This window comes from Mesorhizobium sp. M0166 (assembly GCF_040322255.1).
Classification (GTDB): Bacteria; Pseudomonadota; Alphaproteobacteria; order Rhizobiales; family Rhizobiaceae; genus Mesorhizobium.
The window spans coordinates 1-22,722 of the sequence record NZ_JAMYTD010000064.1 but is presented as its reverse complement, the minus strand read 5'-3'; the positions used below and the strand labels follow the sequence as shown (position 1 = coordinate 22,722).

Here is a 22,722-nt window from a genome sequence, read left to right as displayed (position 1 = left end):
CGCGTCGAGCGCGGCGTCGTCAAGGTCGGCGAGGAGCTGGAGATCGTCGGCATCCGTCCGACCACCAAGACGACCTGCACGGGCGTCGAGATGTTCCGCAAGCTGCTCGACCAGGGCCAGGCCGGCGACAACATCGGCGCGCTGTTGCGCGGTGTCGACCGTGAGGGCGTCGAGCGCGGCCAGGTCCTGGCCAAGCCCGGCACCGTCAAGCCGCACAAGAAGTTCGTGGCCGAAGCCTACATCCTGACCAAGGACGAGGGCGGCCGCCACACGCCGTTCTTCACCAACTACCGTCCGCAGTTCTATTTCCGCACGACGGACGTGACCGGCATCGTGTCGCTGCCGGAAGGCACCGAGATGGTGATGCCGGGCGACAACATCACCGTCGATGTCGAGCTGATCGTGCCGATCGCCATGGAAGAGAAGCTGCGCTTCGCCATCCGTGAAGGCGGCCGCACCGTCGGTGCCGGCATCGTCGTCACCATCAAAGAGTAATCGCCGGCGCTGCCGGTTGAGATCGGATGAAAAAGGGCGGTCTTCGGGCCGCCCTTTTGATTCTGATATTCTGGCAATGGATTAACCGCATTGCTTCAAATCCTGTTGCAAGCGCCTCTGCCATAACTAGTATAGGTTGCATCGAGGGGGCTGCCCGAATGGTTCCATGGCGCCGTTTGCATAGTCAGGCATGGTGGTCGCTAGGGCTGATCTGCCTGGCGTCGTTGCTTGTTATGGGCTACGCTGCTTTCGCAGCGGATGCAAAGAAATCCACGCCGGAAAAATCCACGCCGGATTTCGGCCCGACGATGCGGTTCGTCGTCGTCCGCAGCAGCGCGCCGGGCTGCGAGCCGACCTGTCCGGAATGGATATCGGCCGAAGGCTCGATTGAAGCCGGGACGCCGGCCCTTTTCAAGCGCACGCTTAAGGCGCTTGGCGCCCGAAAGCTGCCGATCGTCGTCGATTCCCCCGGCGGCAATGTCGAAGCGGCGCTGACACTTGGTCGCCTGATCCGCAAGAACAAGCTCGATATCGCCGTCGGCAAAACCCGCTTCGTCGGCTGTCTGCCAGATGTGAAGAACTGCAAGGAAAACGACGGCAAGGGCGCCCGTTATTTCGGCGATGCCTATGTCAACGGCGCCATCTGCAATTCCGCCTGTCCGTTGATGTTTTCCGGTGGCATCCGGCGCGTGGTCGGGGAGTGGGCCTTTCTCGGCGTCCATCAGATCACCACGACCTATATCCGGACGAAACTGCTGTACCGCACCACCTACCGCATGGTGAAAGGCAAGAAGAAGATACTCAGCACCAGGGTCGTCAGCCGGAAGAACGCCGGCAGCTACAAGACCTACGAGATGAACAAGCCGCTGGAGCGGAAGCTGGCGGCCTATCTGAAGGAGATGGGCGTCGGCCTGGGCGTGCTCGAGACCATGAAAAGCACGCCGGCCAGCAGCATCCAGCAACTGGTTTCCTACGACATGCTGCAAATGAATCTCGTCACCAGCCTGGATGCCGTCGACCTGCTGACCGCGCCAACCCTATGCAAATCCGATCCGTTGCCGGCGAGTTGCAGGGAACTGCCGGCGCCGGCGAATATCGCGAAGCCGGCCGGGCAAGTGGTGGCGAGCGCCGAGCCTGCACCTTCAGGGCTCGAAACCCCGCCGGCGAAGGAGGTCGCTGACATGCGCTTCGTCCTGGTCCGCGGCAGCAATCCGCTATGCAATCCCAATTGCCCGGAATGGATCTCGGCGGAAGGCACGATCACCGCTCACACGGCCGAAAAACTGCGCCAACTGCTTGACAGCGTCGGCGCCCGGCGCCTGCCCATCGTCGTCAGTTCGCCTGGCGGTGACGTGCTTGGCGCTCTCGCCGCCGGAAGGCTGATCCGCGAACGTAAACTCGACATAGCGGTAGCGCGGACGGACTTCATCGGCTGCGAGCCGCGGCAGGCCGACTGCGCCGCCGAAGACGGCGTCTATAACGGGCTCACGGTCGATGTCGGCGGCGAGTGCGGCTCGGCCTGCCCAATCATGCTCGCCGGCGGTGTCAAACGCTTGGTCGGCCCGCGTGCACAGTTGAGTGTGCATTCGATGGGCTTCGAGCAGCGGGTTAAGGCCTATCTCGAGGACATGACTGTTGGACCCGGCATGTTTTCGGCGATGCAATCGGCGCAATATTCGCGCTACCGGCAGGTTGAACCAGAGATGATGCTGAAAGTCGGGCTGACGACCGGGCCTGGGTCCGCGGACGAATTGACCGGGCCTGGCATCTGCAGATCGGAGCCAAGGCCGGAGAACTGCCGCGAGCTCTCGGGCGCCAAGGCTCAGGTCACCACGCCCGTGAAATCATAGGCCGGTCAAATCGTAAGGCAGGCATTGCGGCTGACTGGCCATCGAGGCAGGTTGAGTGGCGCTCGATGTTTCCGCTATCGTCCAGCGAAGACCAGCATGGGAGGGACCGCGAATGAGCCAGGATGTCCCGACATTGTTCGAATGGGCCGGCGGGTCCGACGCGCTGAACCGCCTGACCCAGACCTTCTACGACAACGTCTCCCGGGACCCAATCGTCGGGCCGGTGTTCAAGCATATGTCGCCGGACCATCCCGCTCACGTCGCAGCCTTCATCGGCGAAGTCTTTGGCGGACCGAAAACCTACAGCGAGAAGCATGGCGGCCATCGCGAGATGGTGATGCATCATCTCGGCAAGCATCTGACCGAGGAGCAGCGCCGGCGCTGGGTCAATCTTCTCGCCGACGCCGCCGACGAGATTGGGTTGCCTGACGATCCCGAATTCCGCTCGGCCTTCATGGCCTATGTCGAATGGGGATCGCGGCTGGCCAAGATGAACTCCAACAAGGGCCCGACCTGCGATCCCGAGACGGAACCGATGCCGGCCTGGGGCTGGGGCGTGCCCGGCGGACCGTACAAGCCGCCTTCGGGAGACTGACCGGGCACGAATCGGTCGAAAAACCCTGCCGCCAGGAAAACGGGTGGCTCTGGCGGTCTCGGTCCTCCAGGCTAACGGTTTAAAGTCGCCGTCGAATGGCGGGCCACACTGGAAACCGGAGGCTTTGCGATGAGATCGGAAGGCAAGAAAAATTCAGACAGCGTCTTTGACAGCGACCGCGGATCCCGAAATCCGTTTGGCGTCATGGACGTCCCCACTCCCGACGACGAGGAGGTGTCGGCGTTCGCCGCCGGCGTGAAACTGGAGGGAACTGCAAGCGATGAAAACGCCGAGGCCTGGGGCACCGAAAGCGACCGCGACCGCAACGACACCATCGAAGGCAGCTGGTCCAGCCGATGGAACGGCGGTGCCGACCCCACAATTCCGGGCGACAGCAAGGATAGATGGAAGTCTGGCCGGGGCGAGGTGAAGACAGCGGGAGAGAGAGTTTATCTGCTGTTCGATTGGCATGATGGCGTGCGCAAGGGGCTCATCGACGCGCGTCGTCGGGGTGCGAAGGGGCTGGTCGGAAAATACATCAATCTGACCGACCCAGAAATCGTGCGTCCCTGGGTCGGCTTGATCGTCAGCAATCAAAGGATCGACGGGAAATGGCCGGGAGGACGCCTGGACTTCCGCAGATGAAGGCTGGGCAGCGCACACCGCTCTTTACAGAGCGCGCGGAAGCTTTTAGGAAGCGCCTGCTGCGCCGACATGCGCATACGGGCATAGCTCAGTTGGTAGAGCGGCGGTCTCCAAAACCGCAGGTCGTAGGTTCGAGCCCTGCTGCCCGTGCCATTCTTTGAATGGATGCCTAAAATGATTCTTTTGCGGTGCGGCCTTTGAAAATCGGCTTGTGACTTGCCATATAGCATAAGTTGCGGCATAAGGGCCGCATAGCCGGGACGGGACGACTGGATGGTTCCGAGGCGGCGTTTGGCCATAAAGCGGACACTTGCCACTTGCGTGGATCAAGAATCGGTTTTATGTAGACGAGACAGACACGCGACGCGTGGAGCTGGGAAGCCGGCTTTACGCGTCTGATTTGCATGGGCGAAATGATTGCGCTGATTCGGCGCGAACGCACGCTCAAGCGGCACGTCCCGGCCAGCGGGATCATCCAGGAGACCCGGCCAACGGGTCTTGCAGACAGAGCGGCATATGGCTTCGAAAACCACAAATCCCTTCACCTTTCTCCAGCAGGTTCGCTCGGAGACCGCCAAGGTCACTTGGCCGTCGCGGCGCGAAACGATGATCTCGACGGTGATGGTCCTTGTGTTCGCGGTCATCGCGATGATCTTTTTCTTTACCGCAGACGTGGCCATGGGCTTTGCGGTCGAAAAAATCCTCGGCCTCGGACAGTAAGTCCGGCGATTACGGAGAAGTCTTGAAATGACCGCGCGGTGGTACATCGTCCACGCCTACTCGAACTTTGAAAAGAAGGTCGCCGAGGACATTGAGAACAAGGCCAAGCAGAAGGGCCTGTCCGCCGACATCGAGCAGATCGTGGTGCCGACCGAGAAGGTCGTCGAGATCCGCCGCGGCCGCAAGGTCGATGCCGAGCGCAAGTTCTTTCCGGGCTATGTGCTGCTGAAAGCCAATCTGACCGACGCCGTGTTCTCGCTCGTCAAGAACACGCCGAAGGTCACCGGTTTCCTGGGCGACTCCAAGCCGGTGCCGATCACCGAAGCCGAGGCCCAGCGTATCCTGAACCAGGTTCAGGAGGGCGTCGAGCGGCCGAAGCCGTCGGTGACGTTCGAGATCGGCGAAGCGATCCGCGTTTCGGATGGACCATTCGCGTCCTTTAACGGTTTCGTCCAGGAAGTGGACGAGGAGCGGGCGCGGCTCAAGGTGGAAGTTTCGATCTTCGGGCGCGCTGTGCCAGTCGATCTGGAATTCGGACAGGTCGAGAAGGGCTGATCCGAAATCCCTGCACCGGTTTCGGCGGCAGGGAAGGCGGCGCGGAGATCGCGCGGCCAAAAACGGGTGGGAGGCGAATGCGGCTTTAGCCGGCCGCGCGGACCGCACCACCAGACTGCAACCGCCGGCAAGACCGGCATGAGAAAAGGCAGGAAGAGAGATGGCTAAGAAAATTGCAGGCCAGCTCAAGCTCCAGGTTTCCGCGGGATCGGCCACGCCGTCGCCCCCGATCGGCCCGGCGCTTGGTCAGCGTGGCATCAACATCATGGAGTTTTGCAAGGCGTTCAACGCGCAGACCCAGGAAATGGAAAAGGGCTCGCCGGTTCCGGTTGTCATCACCTACTATCAGGACAAGTCGTTCACCTTCGTCATGAAGACGCCGCCGGTGAGCTATTTCCTGAAGAAGGCCGCGAACCTGAAGTCGGGCTCGAAGGAGCCGGGCAAGGTCAAGGCCGGCACGATCGGCCGTGACAAGGTGCGCGCCATCGCCGAGCAGAAGATGAAGGATCTGAACGCAAACGACGTCGAGGCGGCCATGCGCATGGTCGAGGGCTCCGCCCGCTCGATGGGTCTGGAAGTGGTGGGCTGAGATCATGGCAAAGATTGCAAAGCGTGTATCGAAGACCCGCGAAGGCATCGATCCCAACAAGGCTTACGCTTTGGGTGAGGCGCTGAAGCTGCTCAAGGATCGCTCCTCGGTGAAGTTCGACGAGACCATCGAAGTCGCGATGAACCTCGGCGTCGACCCACGCCATGCCGACCAGATGGTCCGCGGCGTGGTCAACCTGCCGAACGGCACCGGCCGCAGCGTTCGCGTCGCCGTCTTCGCGCGTGGTGACAAGGCCGAGGAGGCCAAGGCCGCCGGCGCCGACATCGTCGGAGCCGAGGATCTGGTCGACATCGTCCAGAAGGGCACGATCGACTTCGACCGCTGCATCGCCACGCCGGACATGATGCCGCTGGTCGGACGTCTCGGCAAGGTGCTCGGCCCGCGCGGCATGATGCCGAATCCGAAGGTCGGCACCGTCACCACCGACGTTACCGCCGCGGTCAAGGCATCGAAGGGCGGCGCCGTCGAGTTCCGCGTCGAGAAGGCCGGCATCGTTCATGCAGGCGTCGGCAAGGTCTCGTTCGACGTCAAGGCGCTGGAAGAAAACGTCCGCGCTTTCGCTGACGCGGTAACCAGGGCAAAGCCCGCTGGTGCCAAGGGCAACTACGTCAAGAAGGTGTCGGTCACCTCGACGATGGGCCCGGGCCTCAAGCTCGACGTCTCGACGCTCGCAGCGTCCTGATACGAACAATTGGATCGGCCGCTAAAACGCTGATCCGTGAAAGAATTCCGGGCCTCCGACCTGTCGGCGGCCCGGTACCGGAAGTCGAAAGGCTTCCGGACATCCTGTCCGAGATTGCAGGCGGCCCCCAAGCCTTAGGTGATGTGGGCCTTAATTCATGTGGGCCTGCATGAGACGGGTGAAGACCGGACAAAGGAGCCAAAAGCTCCAATGAAAGGTTCGAACCGTGTTTGCCTTTTGTCTGCGCACCCGTCCGGCTAGCCGGCAGGTGTGGCGAAAGGGGGCAGGATCCTCGAGCGTCGTTCGGGAGATCCGTTACTGGATGGCCCGGCCGGCAAAAGGCAACCCGACGCCTGTCCTTCGTAGAGGGCAGGGGTCAACTGGAGATAGGCAGTGGACAGAGCGGAAAAACGCGAACTCGTCACGGGCCTGAATGATGCGTTTTCAAGCGCGGGTTCAGTCGTCGTGGCCCACTACGCCGGTATCACCGTCGCGCAAATGAACGACCTTCGGTCGAAAATGCGCGCCGCCGGTGGCACCGTCAAAGTCGCGAAGAACCGTCTCGCCAAAATCGCTCTTCAGGGCACGGACTCCGCATCGATCATCGAGCTGTTCAAGGGACAGACGCTGATCGCCTATTCGGAGGATCCGATTGCGGCGCCGAAGGTCGCGTCCGATTTCGCCAAGGGAAATGACAAGCTCGTCATTCTCGGCGGCGCAATGGGCACCACCTCGCTCAATGCCGACGGTGTGAAGGCACTCGCCACACTTCCGTCGCTCGATGAGCTGCGCGCCAGGCTGGTTGGCATGATCGCCACGCCGGCAACCCGGATCGCCCAGATCGTCAATGCGCCTGCGGCTTCGGTCGCGCGCGTCATCGGCGCTTACGCCCGGAAGGACGAGGCGGCATGAGGCCGTTCCTCGCTATCACAAACACACGTTCGAACCTTATGAAGGAATATTGCAATGGCTGATCTGGCAAAGATCGTAGACGACCTTTCGAAGCTGACCGTCCTCGAGGCGGCCGAGCTGTCGAAGCTTCTTGAAGAAAAGTGGGGCGTTTCCGCCGCTGCTCCGGTGGCGGTTGCCGCTGCCGGCGGCGCTGCGGCCGCTGCTGCTCCGGTCGAGGAAAAGACGGAATTCGACGTCGTCCTCACCGAGGCAGGCGCTCAGAAGATCAATGTCATCAAGGAAGTTCGCGCCATCACCGGTCTTGGCCTCAAGGAAGCCAAGGACCTGGTCGAGGCGGCTCCGAAGCCGGTCAAGGAAGCCGTTTCCAAGGCCGACGCGGACAAGTTCAAGGCCCAGCTGGAAGCAGCCGGCGCCAAGGTCGAACTGAAGTAAGCGTTGAGTACCGGCGGGCGGCGGCGCGCCGCCCGCCACTCCTTTCGCGTCGAAGGGAGGCTGCGTAATGCGAAGACTGCGAAAACCTCTTTCCTGAGGGCCGCAAAACGGCCTTCAGGAAACGGGTTTTCTCCCGTTTCTGGCCCGCCGCCAATTGGTGGTGGGTGAAAAGACAACAAGCCGCCGACATGCGGCGGGCAACAAGACAGGGCCGCCAAGGTGGCCCGAGATGCAAGGCGAGCCGCGGCGAGGCTCGTCCCGAGAATTGAGCTAAGGAGCGACGATGGCCCAGACCCAGACTTTCAATGGCCGCAGACGCGTACGCAAGTTTTTCGGGAAGATCCCGGAAGTTGCGGAGATGCCGAACCTGATCGAGGTTCAGAAGGCATCCTATGACCAGTTCCTGATGGTGGAGGAGCCCAAGGGTGGGCGTCCTGACGAGGGACTGCAGGCAGTTTTCAAGTCGGTCTTCCCGATTTCCGATTTTTCCGGCTCCTCAATGCTGGAATTCGTGAAATACGAGTTCGAAGGACCGAAATTCGACGTTGACGAATGCCGTCAGCGCGACCTGACCTATGCGGCGCCGCTCAAGGTGACGCTGCGCCTCATCGTGTTCGATATCGACGAGGATACCGGCGCGAAGTCGATCAAGGACATCAAGGAGCAGGACGTCTACATGGGCGACATGCCGCTCATGACCTTGAACGGCACCTTCATCGTCAACGGCACCGAGCGCGTCATCGTCTCGCAGATGCACCGTTCGCCGGGCGTCTTCTTCGACCATGACAAGGGCAAGTCGCACTCGTCCGGCAAGCTTCTGTTTGCCGCGCGCGTCATTCCCTATCGCGGTTCGTGGCTCGACATCGAGTTCGACAGCAAGGACGTCGTGCATGCCCGCATCGACCGCCGCCGCAAGATTCCGGTGACGTCGCTGCTGATGGCTCTCGGCATGGACGGCGAAGAGATCCTGTCGACCTTCTACAACAAGATCACCTACAAGCGCGCCGGCGACCACTGGCGCATCCCGTTCAACGTCGAGCGTTTCCGCGGCCTCAAGGCCGTTGGCGACCTGGTCGACGCCGACACCGGCGAAGTCGTCGTCGAGGCCGGCAAGAAGATCACCGCCCGCCAGGCCAGGGCGCTTGGCGAAAAGGGTCTCAAGGCGATCAAGGCGACCGACGAGGATCTGCTCGGCAACTACCTTGCCGAGGATATCGTCAACTACGCGACTGGCGAAATCTTCCTCGAAGCCGGCGACGAGATCGACGAAAAGACGCTGAAAGTGCTGCTCGGCACCGGCGAGGACGAGATCAAGGTCCTCGACATCGACCACGTCAATGTCGGCGCCTATATCCGCAACACGCTCAACGTCGACAAGAACGAGAGCCGCCAGGACGCGCTGTTCGACATCTACCGCGTCATGCGCCCGGGCGAGCCGCCGACGCTCGAGACCGCCGAAGCCATGTTCAACTCGCTGTTCTTCGACAGCGAGCGCTATGATCTGTCGGCCGTCGGCCGCGTCAAGATGAACATGCGCCTCGAGCTCAAGGCCGAGGATACCGTGCGCGTGCTGCGCAAGGACGACATCCTGGCCGTGGTCAAGACGCTGGTCGAACTGCGCGACGGCAAGGGCGAGATCGACGACATCGACAATCTCGGCAACCGCCGCGTGCGCTCGGTCGGCGAGCTGATGGAGAACCAGTACCGCGTCGGCCTGCTGCGCATGGAGCGTGCGATCAAGGAACGTATGTCCTCGATCGAGATCGACACGGTGATGCCGCAGGACCTGATCAACGCCAAGCCGGCGGCTGCCGCCGTGCGCGAGTTCTTCGGTTCCTCGCAGCTGTCGCAGTTCATGGATCAGACCAACCCGCTGTCGGAGATCACCCACAAGCGCCGTCTTTCGGCGCTTGGACCGGGCGGTCTGACCCGCGAGCGTGCCGGTTTCGAGGTGCGCGACGTGCATCCGACGCATTACGGCCGCATCTGCCCGATCGAGACGCCGGAAGGCCCGAATATCGGCCTGATCAACTCGCTGGCGACCTTCGCGCGCGTCAACAAATACGGCTTCATCGAAAGCCCGTACCGCAAGATCGTCAACGGCAAGCTGACCAATGAGGTCGTTTACCTCTCGGCTATGGAAGAGGCCAAGCACCACGTCGCGCAAGCCAATGCCGAGCTCGACAAGAATGGTCATTTCGTCGACGAATTCGTCATTTGCCGCAACGCCGGCGAAGTGATGATGGCGCCGCGCGAAAACGTCGATCTGATGGACGTGTCGCCGAAGCAGATGGTGTCGGTGGCGGCGGCCCTGATCCCGTTCCTGGAGAACGACGACGCCAACCGCGCGCTGATGGGCTCGAACATGCAGCGTCAGGCCGTGCCGCTGGTGCGCGCCGAAGCGCCGTTCGTCGGCACCGGCATGGAGCCGATCGTCGCCCGTGACTCGGGCGCCGCCATCGGCGCCCGCCGCGGCGGCATCGTCGACCAGGTGGACGCGACGCGTATCGTCATCCGCGCCACGGAAGATCTCGATCCCGGTAAGTCCGGCGTCGACATCTACCGGCTGATGAAGTTCCAGCGTTCGAACCAGAACACCTGCATCAACCAGCGTCCGCTGGTGCGCATGGGCGACCGGGTCAACAAGGGCGACATCATTGCCGACGGCCCGTCGACCGAGCTCGGCGATCTGGCCCTCGGCCGCAACGTGCTGGTCGCGTTCATGCCGTGGAACGGCTACAACTACGAGGATTCCATCCTCCTGTCCGAGCGCATCGTCGCCGACGACGTCTTCACCTCGATCCACATCGAGGAGTTCGAAGTCATGGCCCGCGACACCAAGCTTGGCCCGGAGGAGATCACGCGCGACATCCCGAACGTCTCGGAAGAAGCGCTGAAGAACCTCGATGAGGCCGGCATCGTCTACATCGGTGCGGAAGTGCAGCCGGGCGACATCCTGGTCGGCAAGATCACGCCGAAGGGCGAAAGCCCGATGACGCCGGAAGAAAAGCTGCTGCGCGCCATCTTCGGTGAAAAGGCCTCGGACGTGCGCGACACTTCGATGCGCATGCCTCCGGGAACCTTCGGCACCGTCGTCGAAGTGCGCGTCTTCAACCGCCACGGCGTCGAGAAGGACGAGCGCGCCATGGCGATCGAGCGCGAGGAGATCGAACGCCTCGCCAAGGACCGCGACGACGAGCAGGCGATCCTCGACCGCAACGTCTATTCGCGTCTTTCCGACGTTCTCGTCGGCAAGGAAGCGATTGCCGGGCCGAAGGGCTTCAAGAAGGGCTCGAAGCTGTCGAAGGACACGCTCGACGAGTATCCGCGTTCGCAGTGGTGGCAGTTTGCCGTGGAGAACGAAAAGCTCCAGAGCGAACTAGAAGCCCTGCGTGGCCAGTACGACGATTCCAAGAAGGCGCTCGAGCAGCGCTTCATGGACAAGGTCGAGAAGGTGCAGCGCGGCGACGAAATGCCTCCGGGCGTCATGAAGATGGTCAAGGTCTTCGTGGCCGTGAAGCGCAAGATGCAGCCCGGCGACAAGATGGCTGGCCGGCACGGCAACAAGGGTGTCGTGTCGCGGATCGTTCCGGTCGAGGACATGCCTTTCCTCGAGGACGGCACGCATGCCGATATCGTGCTCAACCCGTTGGGTGTGCCGTCGCGCATGAATGTCGGCCAGATCCTGGAAACGCACCTGGGCTGGGCCTGCGCCGGAATGGGCAGGAAGATCGGCGATCTGATCGATGCGTACAAGACGGCGGGCGACATCAAACCGCTGCGCAAGACGCTCGAGAGCTTCATGCCGGCCAACGACCGCAACGAGCCGATCCGCGAATACGACGACGAGAGCATCATTCGCCTGGGCGAGCAGATGCGCCGCGGCGTCTCCATCGCCACACCGGTGTTCGACGGTGCGCACGAGGCCGACATCAATATCATGCTGGAGCAGGCGGGCCTGCACACCAGCGGTCAGTCGCAGCTCTATGACGGACGCACCGGCGAACCGTTCGATCGCAAAGTGACGATGGGCTATATATATATGCTCAAGCTTCACCACCTTGTGGACGACAAGATCCACGCGCGTTCGATCGGGCCGTACTCGCTCGTTACCCAGCAGCCGCTGGGCGGCAAGGCGCAGTTCGGTGGCCAGCGCTTCGGCGAGATGGAGGTCTGGGCGCTCGAAGCGTACGGCGCCGCCTACACGCTGCAGGAGATGCTGACGGTGAAGTCGGACGACGTCGCCGGCCGCACCAAGGTCTACGAGGCGATCGTCAGAGGCGACGACACATTCGAGGCCGGCATCCCCGAGAGCTTCAACGTTCTCGTCAAGGAAATGCGGTCTCTCGGCCTCAATGTCGAGCTGGAGAACACCAAGCTCGACGACAACCCGATCCGGCTGCCCGACGCGGCCGAATAAGCAAGACGCTCGGTCGCGGGAGAGGGCTCTCGCGACCGGGGCGCACCCAAATTCTTCGGCCGATGGCCGATCAAGTCAGCGGGCGTTTGGCCCGCGCTAGATGCAAGGGGTTTTCGAGGACCCCGAAAAGGAGAACGGCATGAACCAAGAGGTCATGAATCTCTTCAATCCCCAGGCGCCCGCGCAGGTGTTCGATTCCATCAGGATCTCGCTTGCCAGCCCTGAGAAGATTCTGTCCTGGTCGTTCGGCGAGATCAAGAAGCCGGAGACCATCAACTACCGCACCTTCAAGCCGGAGCGTGACGGCCTGTTCTGCGCGCGCATTTTTGGTCCGATCAAGGACTATGAGTGCCTGTGCGGCAAGTACAAGCGCATGAAGTACAAGGGCGTCATCTGCGAGAAGTGCGGCGTCGAAGTCACGCTGTCGCGCGTCCGCCGCGAGCGCATGGGCCATATCGAGCTGGCGGCACCGGTCGCCCACATCTGGTTCCTGAAGTCGCTGCCGTCGCGCATCGGCACGCTGCTCGACATGACGCTGAAGGACATCGAGCGGGTCCTCTACTTCGAGAACTACATCGTCACCGAACCCGGCCTCACCGCGCTGAAGGAGCACCAGCTGCTCAGCGAGGAAGAGTACATGATGGCCGTCGACGAGTATGGCGAGGACTCGTTCACCGCCATGATCGGAGCCGAGGCGATCCACGACCTTCTGGCCGGCATGGACCTGGAGAAGATCGCCGGCGATTTGCGTTCGGAGCTGGCTTCGCCCACCTCCGAGCGCACGCAGACGAAGTACCTGAAGCGGCTCAAGGTCGTCGAGAACTTCATGGAATCCGGCAACCGTCCGGAATGGATGATCATGAAGGTGGTTCCGGTGATCCCGCCGGACCTGCGTCCGCTTGTCCCGCTGGACGGCGGCCGTTTCGCCACGTCGGATCTGAACGACCTTTATCGCCGCGTCATCAACCGCAACAACCGCTTGAAGCGGCTGATCGAGCTGCGCGCGCCCGGCATCATCGTGCGCAATGAAAAGCGCATGCTGCAGGAAGCCGTCGATGCGCTGTTCGACAACGGCCGTCGCGGCCGCGTCATCACCGGCGCCAACAAGCGTCCGCTGAAGTCGCTGTCGGATATGCTGAAGGGCAAGCAGGGCCGGTTCCGCCAGAACCTGCTCGGCAAGCGCGTCGACTATTCCGGCCGCTCGGTCATCGTCACCGGTCCGGAGCTCAAACTCCACCAGTGCGGCCTGCCGAAGAAGATGGCGCTCGAGCTGTTCAAGCCCTTCATCTACGCCCGTCTCGACGCCAAGGGTTACTCCTCGACCGTCAAGCAGGCGAAGAAGCTGGTCGAGAAGGAGCGTCCGGAGGTCTGGGACATCCTCGACGAGGTCATCCGCGAGCATCCGGTGCTTCTGAACCGCGCGCCGACGCTGCACCGCCTCGGCATCCAGGCGTTCGAGCCGATCCTGATCGAAGGCAAGGCAATCCAGCTTCACCCGCTGGTCTGCACGGCCTTCAACGCCGACTTCGACGGCGACCAGATGGCGGTTCACGTGCCGCTGTCGCTGGAAGCGCAGCTCGAAGCCCGCGTGCTGATGATGTCGACCAACAACATCCTGCACCCGGCTTCCGGCGCGCCGATCATCGTGCCGTCGCAGGACATGGTTCTCGGTCTCTACTATCTCTCGATCGTCAACCAGAACGAGCCGGGCGAGGGCATGGTGTTTGCCGACATGGGCGAGCTCCAGCACGCGCTCGAGACCAAGGCGGTGACCCTGCATGCCAAGATCAAGGGGCGCTTCCGCACGGTCGACGCCGAGGGCAAGGTCGTGTCGAAGATCTACGACACCACGCCTGGCCGCATGATCATCGGCGAGCTGCTGCCGAAGAACCACAACGTGCCCTACGAGACCGCCAACCAGGAGATGACCAAGAAGAACATCTCCAAGATGATCGACACCGTCTACCGCCATTGCGGTCAGAAGGAGACGGTCATTTTCTGCGATCGCATCATGGCTCTGGGCTTCAGCCACGCCTGCCGTGCCGGCATTTCGTTCGGCAAGGACGACATGCTGATCCCCGACGCCAAGATCAAGCTGGTGTCTGACACCGAGGCTTTGGCCAAGGAGTACGAGCAGCAGTACAATGACGGCCTGATCACCCAGGGCGAGAAGTACAACAAGGTCGTCGACGCCTGGGCCAAGTGCTCGGAAAAGGTCGCCGACGAAATGATGGCCCGCATCAAGGCGGTCGAGTTCGAGGACAACGGCCGTCAGAAGCCGATGAACTCGATCTACATGATGTCGCACTCCGGTGCGCGCGGCTCGCCCACCCAGATGCGCCAGCTCGCCGGCATGCGCGGCCTGATGGCCAAGCCTAGCGGTGAAATCATCGAGACGCCGATCATCTCGAACTTCAAGGAAGGCCTCACCGTGCTCGAGTACTTCAACTCGACCCACGGCGCCCGCAAGGGTCTGGCCGACACCGCCTTGAAGACGGCGAACTCGGGTTACCTGACGCGTCGTCTCGTCGACGTGGCGCAGGACTGCATCGTCAACTCGCTCGACTGCGGCACCGACAAGGGCCTCACCATGCAGCCGATCGTCGATGCCGGTCAGGTCGTCGCCTCGGTTGGCCAGCGCGTTCTCGGCCGCACCTCGCTCGACGACATCACCCACCCGGTCACCGGCGAGGTTCTGGTCAAGGCCGGAACGCTGATGGACGAGCGTGACGTGGAACTGATCGAAAAGGCCGGCGTGCAGTCGGTCCGCATCCGTTCGGCGCTGACCTGCGAGGTCAGGGTCGGTGTCTGCGCGGTCTGCTACGGACGCGATCTGGCCCGCGGCACTCCCGTCAACCAGGGCGAGGCTGTCGGCGTCATCGCGGCACAGTCGATCGGCGAGCCGGGCACCCAGCTCACCATGCGTACCTTCCACATGGGCGGCACGGCGCAGGTGGTGGATTCCTCGTTCCTTGAAGCCTCCTATGAAGGCAAGGTCGAGATCCGCAACCGCAACGTGGTGCGCAACTCCGACGGCCAGCTGATGGTCATGGGCCGCAACATGGCGGTGCTGATCCTCGACGAGGCCGGCAAGGAACGCGCCACGCACCGCGTCACCTACGGCTCGCGCATCTTCGTCGACGATGGCGACAAGGTGAAGCGCGGCCAGCGTATCGCCGAGTGGGATCCTTATACCCGCCCGGTCCTCACCGAAATCGAGGGCAGGGTGGCATTCGAGGATCTGGTCGACGGCATTTCCGTTCAGGAAACCGCCGACGAATCGACCGGCATCACCAAGCGCGAGGTCATCGACTGGCGTTCGACGCCACGCGGCAACGACCTCAAGCCGGCGATCGCCGTCCTGGATGCCAAGGGCAAGGTCGGCAAGCTGTCGAAGGGTGGCGATGCCCGCTTCCTGCTCTCGGTCGAGGCCATTCTTTCGGTCGAGCCGGGCGCACAGGTTCGTCCCGGCGACGTGCTGGCGCGTATCCCGATGGAAAGCGCCAAGACCAAGGACATCACCGGCGGTCTGCCGCGTGTGGCCGAACTGTTCGAGGCACGCCGTCCGAAGGATCACGCCATCATCGCCGAGATCGATGGCACGATCCGCTTTGGCCGCGACTACAAGAACAAGCGCCGCATCATCATCGAGCCGCATGACTCGACGCTTGAGCCGGTCGAATACCTGATCCCGAAGGGCAAGCCGTTCCATCTCCAGGACGGCGACGTCATCGAGAAGGGCGACTACATCCTCGACGGCAATCCGGCGCCGCACGACATCCTGGCGATCAAGGGCGTGGAGGCGCTTGCCTCCTACCTCGTCAACGAGATCCAGGAGGTCTACCGACTGCAGGGCGTGTCGATCAACGACAAGCACATCGAGGTGATCGTTCGCCAGATGCTGCAGAAGGTCGAGATCACCACGCAGGGCGATTCGACCTACATTCCGGGCGACCACGTCGACGTGATCGAGCTGGAAGAGGTCAATGAGCGCCTGGTCGAGGAAGGCAAGAAGCCGGCCGAAGGCCAGCCGGTGCTGCTCGGCATCACCAAGGCCTCGCTGCAGACGCCGTCCTTCATCTCCGCCGCCTCCTTCCAGGAGACGACGAGGGTGCTGACCGAAGCTGCGGTTGCCGGCAAGACCGACATGCTGCAGGGGCTGAAGGAAAACGTCATCGTCGGCCGGCTGATCCCGGCCGGCACCGGCGGCACGATGAGCCAGATCCGGCGCATCGCCACCTCGCGCGACGAGCTGATCATCGACGAGCGCCGCAAGGCGTCCGGCGTCGAGGTCGCCGAGCCGATGCTGACCGACATGGCTTCCGCCGCGCAGTAAGCGCGACAGAAAGAGAAGATAGAAAAGGGGCCCAAGTGGCCCCTTTTCGCATTGTGGTCCCCAATCGGATCGGAGGAGAACGATGAGCAGGAAGACCTGGGCTTCTGTCGACGACTACATTGTCGAGGCTCTTTTCGAGCCGGATCCCGCCCTCGATGCCGTTCTGGCGGCCAACCATGAGCACGGCCTGCCGCCGATCGACGTTTCGCCGGCACAGGGCAAGCTGCTGTCACTTCTTGCGCGAATGCAGGGAGCGAAGAAGGTACTCGAAATCGGCACGTTGGGCGGCTACTCGACGATTTCGATGGCGCGAGCATTGCCCGCCGACGGCAAGGTCGTGACGCTCGAGCTTGATCCGCACCACGCCAGTGTCGCGCGGTCGAACTTTGAACGGGCAGGGGTGTCGGACCGGGTGGAACTGCGGGTCGGACCGGCGCTTCAATCGCTTGCGGCGTTAGGCGCCGAGAACGCCGGGCCGTTCGATTTCATCTTCATCGACGCCGACAAGCCGAACAACCCGCTCTATCTGTCGTGGGCCATGCGTCTTTCGAGGCCGGGGACCGTCATCGTCTGCGACAATGTCATCCGTGACGGCGCGGTGGTGAATGAAGATGGCCGCGACGCCAATGTCGAAGGGGCACGCGCGGCGTTCTCGTTCATCGGCAGCGACAAGCGTCTGCAAGGCACCGCCATCCAGACTGTTGGCGCCAAGGGCTATGACGGCTTTGCCATAGCGATCGTCGGCTGAATTTGTGCGGCGAGCGGCTGGACCGGCGATCTGGCCGGCGCCCTCAGTCGAAAAAAGCCTCGACCACATTGCGCTTGCCGAGCATGAAGGCGTCGGCGACGTGCTGCAGGGGCGCGAGATCGACGTCGGAGGTGCCGGCGCGCACGATCTCGGCGAAGCGCTTGTAGAGCATCGGATATTCGGCTTCCGGCTCCTCGTGAACGACGCGGCCATCGATGGCGAGCTTCGAGCCGCCGCCGGAAAGTACCATCGATCCGGCCTCGGTGTCGGCCAGAATGTCCCAGCTTTGCGGGCCGGTCTGGCGCCAGTCGAGTTCCATCGTCACCGGCAGACCGTTCGAAGTGCGGAAGGCGATATGGGCGGCGATCGGGGCCGCGCGGTTTTCGGGGAAATCGAGCTCTGCCGAACTGATGAACATCGGCGGCAGGATGTGGGTCGCTATCGACAGTGCGTTAATGCCGGGATCGAACACGCCAAAACCGCCGGGAGCCCAGATCCATTCCTGGTTCGGATGCCAGCGGCGCACGTCTTCCTTCCAGTTGATGGCGGCCGACCTGATCGTCGTCGAGCCGAGGAATGTGCGCGCTGCTTCGACGGCCGGCGCATAGCGTGAATGCCAACTGGCGAACAGGCAGACGCCGTTCGCTGCCGCCAGCGCCTTCAGGTCTTCGACCTCGCTGACCGTGGCGCCGGGCGGCTTTTCCAGGAAGACATGCTTTTTCGCCACCAGCGCCGTGCGCGCTGCGTCATAGCGAAAATGCGGCGGCATGCACAGCGACACCGCCTCGAGCTCCGGCACCGCGTCGAGCATCGCCTCGATCGTCGGGAAGTTCGAGATGTCTTCGACTTTGCCGTGGCGGCTGGCTGCGGCGACCAGGCGATAATGCTGGTCCTTCGCCAGGGCCGGCAGGTGCTGGTCGCGGACGATCTTTCCCACGCCGACGATGCCGAGCTTGATGGGATTAGAGGACATGGGAGCTCCGCAGGTTGAATGTGCTTGGTTTTGCCAGAGGTCGCTTCTTAGCAGAGAACTTGTGCCGGACAAGTCGCCGGGCTTTTGTCGCCGGCCCGCGAGATCGACCGCGATTCAGATCTCTTCAAATCGGCACATCGAACGTCACGATCGATACTTCGCCTTCGAGCGCGCCCTGATAGGCGGACAGATGCGGCTCCTCGTCGGGCACGCCGTCCAGGTCGCCGATCTGATCGAGCTCGGCCTCGGCATAACCTTCCGCGGCAAGCGATTCGAGAGCGCGGCGCACCGCCGAATCGTCGTCCGGCGCGACCAGCATCACATGCACGCCTTCCGGCTTGCCGCCTTTGCGCTTCCACACCCGGCCGGTAATAATGGTGACCGGGCGCTCCTCATTGTCATTCACGGGTTCGTACCTCCGGGCGAGGGGTTTTGGGCTGTTCATGCCGCCTTTTCGCACGAAGCACGGCGTGGAAACAGCCGCAAGCCGGTCACTTTCTGCCTTCCTCTTGAAAAACGGCGCAAGAAAATTACATGCGTTTTTCGCATGGCTGCCAAGCCTCGGGTTCAGCGCAATATTTGCCGCTCCGGGGTTGACGGACAGTGGCCATACGAGTAGAAGCCGCCCAGTCAGAACCGATGTGAGGCTCTCGCTTCCGAAGCGACACGCTTTGGAGTTTGCCTCAAACAGGGTTCGTTTTACGAGCGAAAAGACATTTCCGGCGTGCATGAAGCGGATTCCGCTTCCTCTGCCATTTGTTCGGGCAAGACCGCGAGGCGCGGTTTGTGGCCCGAATTTGCGTATGGAAATGACGCTTTGAGCGGCCCTGACCGGGCGAGACACGGAATTGAGAGACAAGAGGGTTTAATGCCTACCGTCAACCAGCTGATCCGCAAGCCGCGCATTGCGCCGGTGAAGCGCAACAAGGTCCCGGCCATGCAGCAGAACCCGCAGAAGCGGGGCGTCTGCACGCGCGTCTATACCACGACGCCGAAGAAGCCGAACTCGGCGCTGCGCAAGGTGGCCAAGATTCGCCTGACCAATGGTTTTGAAGTGATCGGTTACATCCCCGGCGAAGGCCACAACCTTCAGGAGCACTCGGTGGTGATGATCCGCGGCGGTCGCGTCAAGGATCTTCCGGGCGTCCGTTACCACATCATCCGCGGCGTGCTCGACACGCAAGGCGTGAAGAACCGCAAGCAGCGCCGTTCGAAATACGGCGCCAAGCGTCCGAAGTGACCGAAGCGTAGCCAAGGTCGTTCCGGACGGCGTCAAGCGACGATCCGGGATCCAGGCCACCGCGTAGAATTGAGGCAGAGAAAAAATGTCCCGTCGTCACAGTGCAGAAAAGCGTGAGATCAATCCGGACCCGAAGTTCGGCGATCTGATCGTCACCAAGTTCATGAACGCCGTCATGTATGACGGCAAGAAGTCGGTTGCCGAGACCATCGTCTACGGCGCGCTCGATCAGGTCCAGTCCAAGACCAAGCAGGAGCCGGTCACCGTCTTCCATCAGGCGCTCGACAATGTCGCGCCGCATGTGGAAGTGCGTTCGCGCCGCGTCGGCGGTGCCACCTACCAGGTTCCGGTCGACGTGCGCCCCGAGCGCCGGCAGGCATTGGCCATCCGCTGGCTGATCGCTGCCGCCCGCAACCGCAATGAGACCACCATGGTCGACCGCCTCTCAGGCGAGCTGATGGATGCGGCCAACAACCGCGGCACTGCCGTCAAGAAGCGTGAAGACACCCACAAGATGGCAGAAGCCAACCGCGCTTTCGCGCACTACCGCTGGTAAAGCGCGAACGAGACTGAAGAGGCACCTCCCATGGCCCGCGAATATAAAATCGAAGACTACCGCAATTTCGGTATCATGGCGCATATCGACGCCGGCAAGACGACGACCACCGAGCGCGTCCTCTATTACACGGGCAAGTCGCACAAGATCGGCGAAGTCCACGACGGCGCTGCGACCATGGATTGGATGGAGCAGGAGCAGGAGCGCGGCATCACCATCACGTCGGCTGCGACCACGACCTTCTGGAAGGGTCGCGACGGCAAGATGTATCGCTTCAACATCATCGACACCCCCGGCCACGTGGACTTCACTATCGAGGTCGAGCGTTCGCTGCGCGTGCTCGACGGCGCCATCGCGCTGCTCGATGCCAATGCCGGTGTCGAGCCGCAGACGGAGACCGTCTGGCGCCAGGCCGACAAGTATCGCGTGCCGCGCATGATCTTCTGCAACAAGATGGACAAGATCGGCGCCGACTTTTACCGCTCGGTCGAGATGATCGGTTCGCGCCTCGGTGCGCATGCGGTCGTCATGCAGCTGCCGATCGGCGCCGAGACCGAGTTCAAGGGCATCGTCGACTTGGTCGAGATGAACGCGCTGGTCTGGCGCGACGAGACGCTGGGCGCTGCCTGGGACATCGTCGAGATCCCTGCCGACCTCAAGGCTCGTGCCGAAGAATACCGCGAGAAGATGATCGAGGCCGCCGTCGAAATGGACGAAACGGCGCTCGAGAATTACCTCGAAGGCAAGATGCCGAGCAATGACGAGATCCGTGCGCTCATCCGCAAGGGCACGATCGCGGTGAAGTTCTATCCGATGTTCTGCGGTTCGGCCTTCAAGAACAAGGGCGTGCAGCCGCTGCTCGACGCCGTCGTCGAATATCTGCCGTCGCCGGCCGATGTCCCGGCCATCAAGGGCGTCGACGCCAAGACCGACGCCGAGATCGAGCGTCACGCCGACGACAACGAGCCGCTGTCGATGCTTGCCTTCAAGATCATGAACGACCCGTTCGTCGGTTCGCTCACCTTTGCCCGCATCTATTCGGGCAAGCTCACCAAGGGCATCTCGGTCGACAACACCGTGAAGGGCAAGAAAGAGCGCATCGGCCGCATGTTGCAGATGCATGCGAATTCGCGCGCCGACGTCGAAGAGGCTTTTGCCGGCGACATTGTCGCCCTTGCTGGTCTCAAGGACACCACCACCGGCGACACGCTCAGTGATCCGCTGCATCCGGTCATCCTCGAGCGCATGGAATTCCCCGATCCGGTCATCCAGATCGCCATCGAGCCGAAGACCAAGAACGACCAGGAAAAGATGGGCCTCGCCCTTCACCGCCTCGCCGCCGAAGATCCGTCCTTCCGCGTCAAGACCGACGAGGAATCGGGCCAGACGATCATCTCCGGCATGGGCGAACTTCACCTCGACATCATCGTCGACCGCATGCGTCGCGAGTTCAAGGTCGAGGCCAATGTCGGCGCGCCGCAGGTGGCCTACCGCGAGACGATCACCCGCAAGCACGAGCAGGACTACACGCACAAGAAGCAGACCGGCGGTACCGGCCAGTTCGCCCGCGTCAAGATCCTGTTCGAGCCGAATCCGGAAAGCAGCGAATTCGAGTTCGAAACCAAGATCGTCGGCGGCGCTGTGCCGAAGGAATACATCCCCGGCGTCGAAAAGGGTATCAACAGCGTCATGACCTCGGGCCCGTTCGCCGGCTTCCCGATGATCGGCGTCAAGGCGACGCTGATCGATGGCGCCTACCACGACGTGGACTCCTCGGTTCTGGCCTTCGAAATCGCCGGCCGCGCCTGCTTCCGTGAGGCAGCGCCCAAGCTGGGCGTGCAGTTGCTCGAGCCGATCATGAAAGTCGAAGTGGTGACGCCGGAAGATTACGTCGGCAGTGTTATCGGCGACCTGAACGGCCGTCGCGGCCAGATCCAGGGCCAGGAAGCCCGTGGCGTCGCGGTGGTGATCAACGCGATGGTGCCGCTCGCCAACATGTTCAAATACGTGGACAACCTTCGCTCGATGAGCCAGGGCCGCGCGGCCTATACGATGCAGTTCGACCATTACGAACCGGTCCCGACCGCGGTCGCCCAGGAAGTCCAGAAGAAATACGCGTAACTCGAACGAGTTGCACCAGTAACTTAATTCAAGGCCCGCACGGGCTGGCAGGAATGGAGAGATCACATGGCAAAAGGTAAATTCGAGCGCACTAAGCCTCATGTGAACATTGGCACGATTGGTCACGTCGACCATGGTAAGACGTCGCTGACGGCGGCGATCACCAAGTATTTTGGCGAATACAAGCGCTACGACCAGATCGATGCGGCGCCGGAAGAGAAGGCGCGCGGCATCACCATTTCGACGGCGCATGTCGAATACGAGACCGCCAACCGCCACTATGCCCATGTCGACTGCCCCGGCCACGCCGACTACGTCAAGAACATGATCACCGGTGCCGCGCAGATGGACGGCGCGATCCTGGTGGTGTCGGCCGCCGACGGCCCGATGCCGCAGACCCGCGAGCACATCCTTTTGGCCCGCCAGGTCGGCGTGCCCTCGATCGTGGTGTTCTTGAACAAGGTCGACCAAGTCGACGACGCCGAGCTGCTCGAACTGGTCGAGCTCGAGGTGCGTGAGCTTTTGACCAAGAACGAGTTCCCCGGCGACGACATTCCGATCGTCAAGGGCTCGGCGCTGGCCGCGCTTGAAGATAGCGACAAGAAGATCGGCGAGGACGCCATCCGCGAACTGATGGCTGCGGTCGATGCCTACATCCCGACGCCGGTCCGTCCGCTCGACAAGCCGTTCCTGATGCCGATCGAGGACGTGTTCTCGATCTCGGGCCGCGGCACGGTGGTGACCGGTCGCGTCGAGCGCGGCGTCGTCAAGGTCGGCGAGGAGCTGGAGATCGTCGGCATCCGTCCGACCACCAAGACGACCTGCACGGGCG

The 22,722-nt window shown here is 62.4% G+C and carries 19 protein-coding genes and 1 tRNA gene; 18 read left to right on the top strand and 2 right to left on the bottom strand.

Annotated features, from left to right (window positions below):
* The 14 genes from NKJ46_RS32945 to NKJ46_RS32880 all read left to right on the top strand — a co-directional run.
* A partial coding sequence (locus tag NKJ46_RS32945; RefSeq protein WP_352671301.1) for an EF-Tu C-terminal domain-related protein occupies window positions 1-495 on the top strand: 495 nt, incomplete at its 5' end.
* Window positions 496-653: 158 nt separating this feature from the next.
* A complete protein-coding gene (locus tag NKJ46_RS32940) occupies window positions 654-2,345 on the top strand; it encodes a COG3904 family protein (RefSeq protein ID WP_352671299.1) in 1,692 nt (563 codons plus the stop codon).
* Between the two features lie 112 nt (window positions 2,346-2,457).
* Window positions 2,458-2,940 carry a group II truncated hemoglobin gene (locus tag NKJ46_RS32935; RefSeq protein ID WP_352671297.1) on the top strand — a complete coding sequence of 161 codons (483 nt, stop codon included), beginning with the start codon at window positions 2,458-2,460 and terminating at the stop codon, window positions 2,938-2,940.
* Between the two features lie 129 nt (window positions 2,941-3,069).
* Window positions 3,070-3,585: a hypothetical protein gene (locus tag NKJ46_RS32930; protein ID WP_352671295.1), complete on the top strand. Its 516-nt coding sequence runs from the start codon at window positions 3,070-3,072 to the stop codon at window positions 3,583-3,585.
* A 77-nt stretch (window positions 3,586-3,662) separates the two neighbouring features.
* Window positions 3,663-3,738, top strand: a tRNA-Trp gene (locus NKJ46_RS32925).
* Between the two features lie 363 nt (window positions 3,739-4,101).
* Entirely contained in the window at window positions 4,102-4,305 is a 204-nt protein-coding gene (gene secE / locus NKJ46_RS32920; protein ID WP_352671292.1) for a preprotein translocase subunit SecE, read from the top strand.
* 27 nt (window positions 4,306-4,332) lie between these two features.
* The gene (gene nusG, locus NKJ46_RS32915) at window positions 4,333-4,860 is read left to right on the top strand and encodes a transcription termination/antitermination protein NusG (protein ID WP_006333333.1); all 528 of its coding nucleotides are present in this window, start codon (window positions 4,333-4,335) and stop codon (window positions 4,858-4,860) included.
* A 160-nt stretch (window positions 4,861-5,020) separates the two neighbouring features.
* Window positions 5,021-5,449 (top strand): 50S ribosomal protein L11, encoded by a 429-nt coding sequence (gene rplK, locus NKJ46_RS32910; RefSeq protein ID WP_023680440.1) that lies wholly within the window; start codon window positions 5,021-5,023, stop codon window positions 5,447-5,449.
* Between the two features lie 4 nt (window positions 5,450-5,453).
* Window positions 5,454-6,152, top strand: coding sequence for a 50S ribosomal protein L1 (gene rplA, locus NKJ46_RS32905; RefSeq protein ID WP_023680441.1), 699 nt, complete (start codon window positions 5,454-5,456; stop codon window positions 6,150-6,152).
* Between the two features lie 393 nt (window positions 6,153-6,545).
* The gene (gene rplJ, locus NKJ46_RS32900) at window positions 6,546-7,064 is read left to right on the top strand and encodes a 50S ribosomal protein L10 (RefSeq protein WP_008875657.1); all 519 of its coding nucleotides are present in this window, start codon (window positions 6,546-6,548) and stop codon (window positions 7,062-7,064) included.
* Between the two features lie 54 nt (window positions 7,065-7,118).
* Entirely contained in the window at window positions 7,119-7,496 is a 378-nt protein-coding gene (gene rplL, locus NKJ46_RS32895; protein ID WP_023680442.1) for a 50S ribosomal protein L7/L12, read from the top strand.
* Between the two features lie 283 nt (window positions 7,497-7,779).
* Window positions 7,780-11,916 carry a DNA-directed RNA polymerase subunit beta gene (gene rpoB / locus NKJ46_RS32890; RefSeq protein WP_352671290.1) on the top strand — a complete coding sequence of 1,379 codons (4,137 nt, stop codon included), beginning with the start codon at window positions 7,780-7,782 and terminating at the stop codon, window positions 11,914-11,916.
* A gap of 139 nt (window positions 11,917-12,055) precedes the next feature.
* Window positions 12,056-16,252 carry a DNA-directed RNA polymerase subunit beta' gene (rpoC, locus tag NKJ46_RS32885; protein WP_352671288.1) on the top strand — a complete coding sequence of 1,399 codons (4,197 nt, stop codon included), beginning with the start codon at window positions 12,056-12,058 and terminating at the stop codon, window positions 16,250-16,252.
* A gap of 82 nt (window positions 16,253-16,334) precedes the next feature.
* On the top strand, window positions 16,335-17,000 hold the full coding sequence (locus NKJ46_RS32880; RefSeq protein ID WP_352671285.1) for an O-methyltransferase: 666 nt from the start codon (window positions 16,335-16,337) through the stop codon (window positions 16,998-17,000).
* A 43-nt stretch (window positions 17,001-17,043) separates the two neighbouring features.
* On the opposite strand, the gene NKJ46_RS32875 is transcribed toward NKJ46_RS32880, so the two are convergent.
* Window positions 17,044-17,973 carry a Gfo/Idh/MocA family protein gene (locus NKJ46_RS32875; protein WP_352671282.1) on the bottom strand — a complete coding sequence of 310 codons (930 nt, stop codon included), beginning with the start codon at window positions 17,971-17,973 and terminating at the stop codon, window positions 17,044-17,046.
* A gap of 124 nt (window positions 17,974-18,097) precedes the next feature.
* A complete protein-coding gene (locus NKJ46_RS32870) occupies window positions 18,098-18,379 on the bottom strand; it encodes a transcriptional regulator (RefSeq protein ID WP_254817147.1) in 282 nt (93 codons plus the stop codon).
* A 462-nt stretch (window positions 18,380-18,841) separates the two neighbouring features.
* On the opposite strand from NKJ46_RS32870, the gene rpsL reads away from it, so the two are divergent.
* The 4 genes from rpsL to NKJ46_RS32850 form a co-directional block, all read left to right on the top strand.
* Window positions 18,842-19,213: a 30S ribosomal protein S12 gene (gene rpsL / locus NKJ46_RS32865; RefSeq protein WP_006333356.1), complete on the top strand. Its 372-nt coding sequence runs from the start codon at window positions 18,842-18,844 to the stop codon at window positions 19,211-19,213.
* Between the two features lie 85 nt (window positions 19,214-19,298).
* Complete coding sequence (rpsG, locus tag NKJ46_RS32860) at window positions 19,299-19,769, top strand: 30S ribosomal protein S7 (RefSeq protein ID WP_008875664.1); 471 nt, start codon at window positions 19,299-19,301, stop codon at window positions 19,767-19,769.
* 30 nt (window positions 19,770-19,799) lie between these two features.
* The gene (fusA, locus tag NKJ46_RS32855; protein ID WP_352671280.1) at window positions 19,800-21,890 is read left to right on the top strand and encodes an elongation factor G; all 2,091 of its coding nucleotides are present in this window, start codon (window positions 19,800-19,802) and stop codon (window positions 21,888-21,890) included.
* 66 nt (window positions 21,891-21,956) lie between these two features.
* Window positions 21,957-22,722 (top strand): elongation factor Tu (locus NKJ46_RS32850; RefSeq protein WP_352671277.1); only part of this gene is annotated, 766 nt, incomplete at its 3' end.

Excerpts from the sequence above, each read along its gene's own strand:
- rplK (WP_023680440.1), top strand. The coding sequence starts at position 5,021 with ATGGCTAAGAAAATTGCAGGCCAGCTCAAGCTCCAGGTTTCCGCGGGA.
- rpsL (WP_006333356.1), top strand. The coding sequence starts at position 18,842 with ATGCCTACCGTCAACCAGCTGATCCGCAAGCCGCGCATTGCGCCGGTG.
- NKJ46_RS32880 (WP_352671285.1), top strand. The coding sequence starts at position 16,335 with ATGAGCAGGAAGACCTGGGCTTCTGTCGACGACTACATTGTCGAGGCT.
- rpoC (WP_352671288.1), top strand. The coding sequence starts at position 12,056 with ATGAACCAAGAGGTCATGAATCTCTTCAATCCCCAGGCGCCCGCGCAG.
- rpsG (WP_008875664.1), top strand. The coding sequence starts at position 19,299 with ATGTCCCGTCGTCACAGTGCAGAAAAGCGTGAGATCAATCCGGACCCG.
- rplA (WP_023680441.1), top strand. The coding sequence starts at position 5,454 with ATGGCAAAGATTGCAAAGCGTGTATCGAAGACCCGCGAAGGCATCGAT.
- NKJ46_RS32935 (WP_352671297.1), top strand. The coding sequence starts at position 2,458 with ATGAGCCAGGATGTCCCGACATTGTTCGAATGGGCCGGCGGGTCCGAC.
- rpoB (WP_352671290.1), top strand. The coding sequence starts at position 7,780 with ATGGCCCAGACCCAGACTTTCAATGGCCGCAGACGCGTACGCAAGTTT.
- nusG (WP_006333333.1), top strand. The coding sequence starts at position 4,333 with ATGACCGCGCGGTGGTACATCGTCCACGCCTACTCGAACTTTGAAAAG.
- fusA (WP_352671280.1), top strand. The coding sequence starts at position 19,800 with ATGGCCCGCGAATATAAAATCGAAGACTACCGCAATTTCGGTATCATG.
- rplL (WP_023680442.1), top strand. The coding sequence starts at position 7,119 with ATGGCTGATCTGGCAAAGATCGTAGACGACCTTTCGAAGCTGACCGTC.
- NKJ46_RS32930 (WP_352671295.1), top strand. The coding sequence starts at position 3,070 with ATGAGATCGGAAGGCAAGAAAAATTCAGACAGCGTCTTTGACAGCGAC.
- NKJ46_RS32875 (WP_352671282.1), bottom strand. The coding sequence starts at position 17,973 with ATGTCCTCTAATCCCATCAAGCTCGGCATCGTCGGCGTGGGAAAGATC.
- secE (WP_352671292.1), top strand. The coding sequence starts at position 4,102 with ATGGCTTCGAAAACCACAAATCCCTTCACCTTTCTCCAGCAGGTTCGC.
- NKJ46_RS32940 (WP_352671299.1), top strand. The coding sequence starts at position 654 with ATGGTTCCATGGCGCCGTTTGCATAGTCAGGCATGGTGGTCGCTAGGG.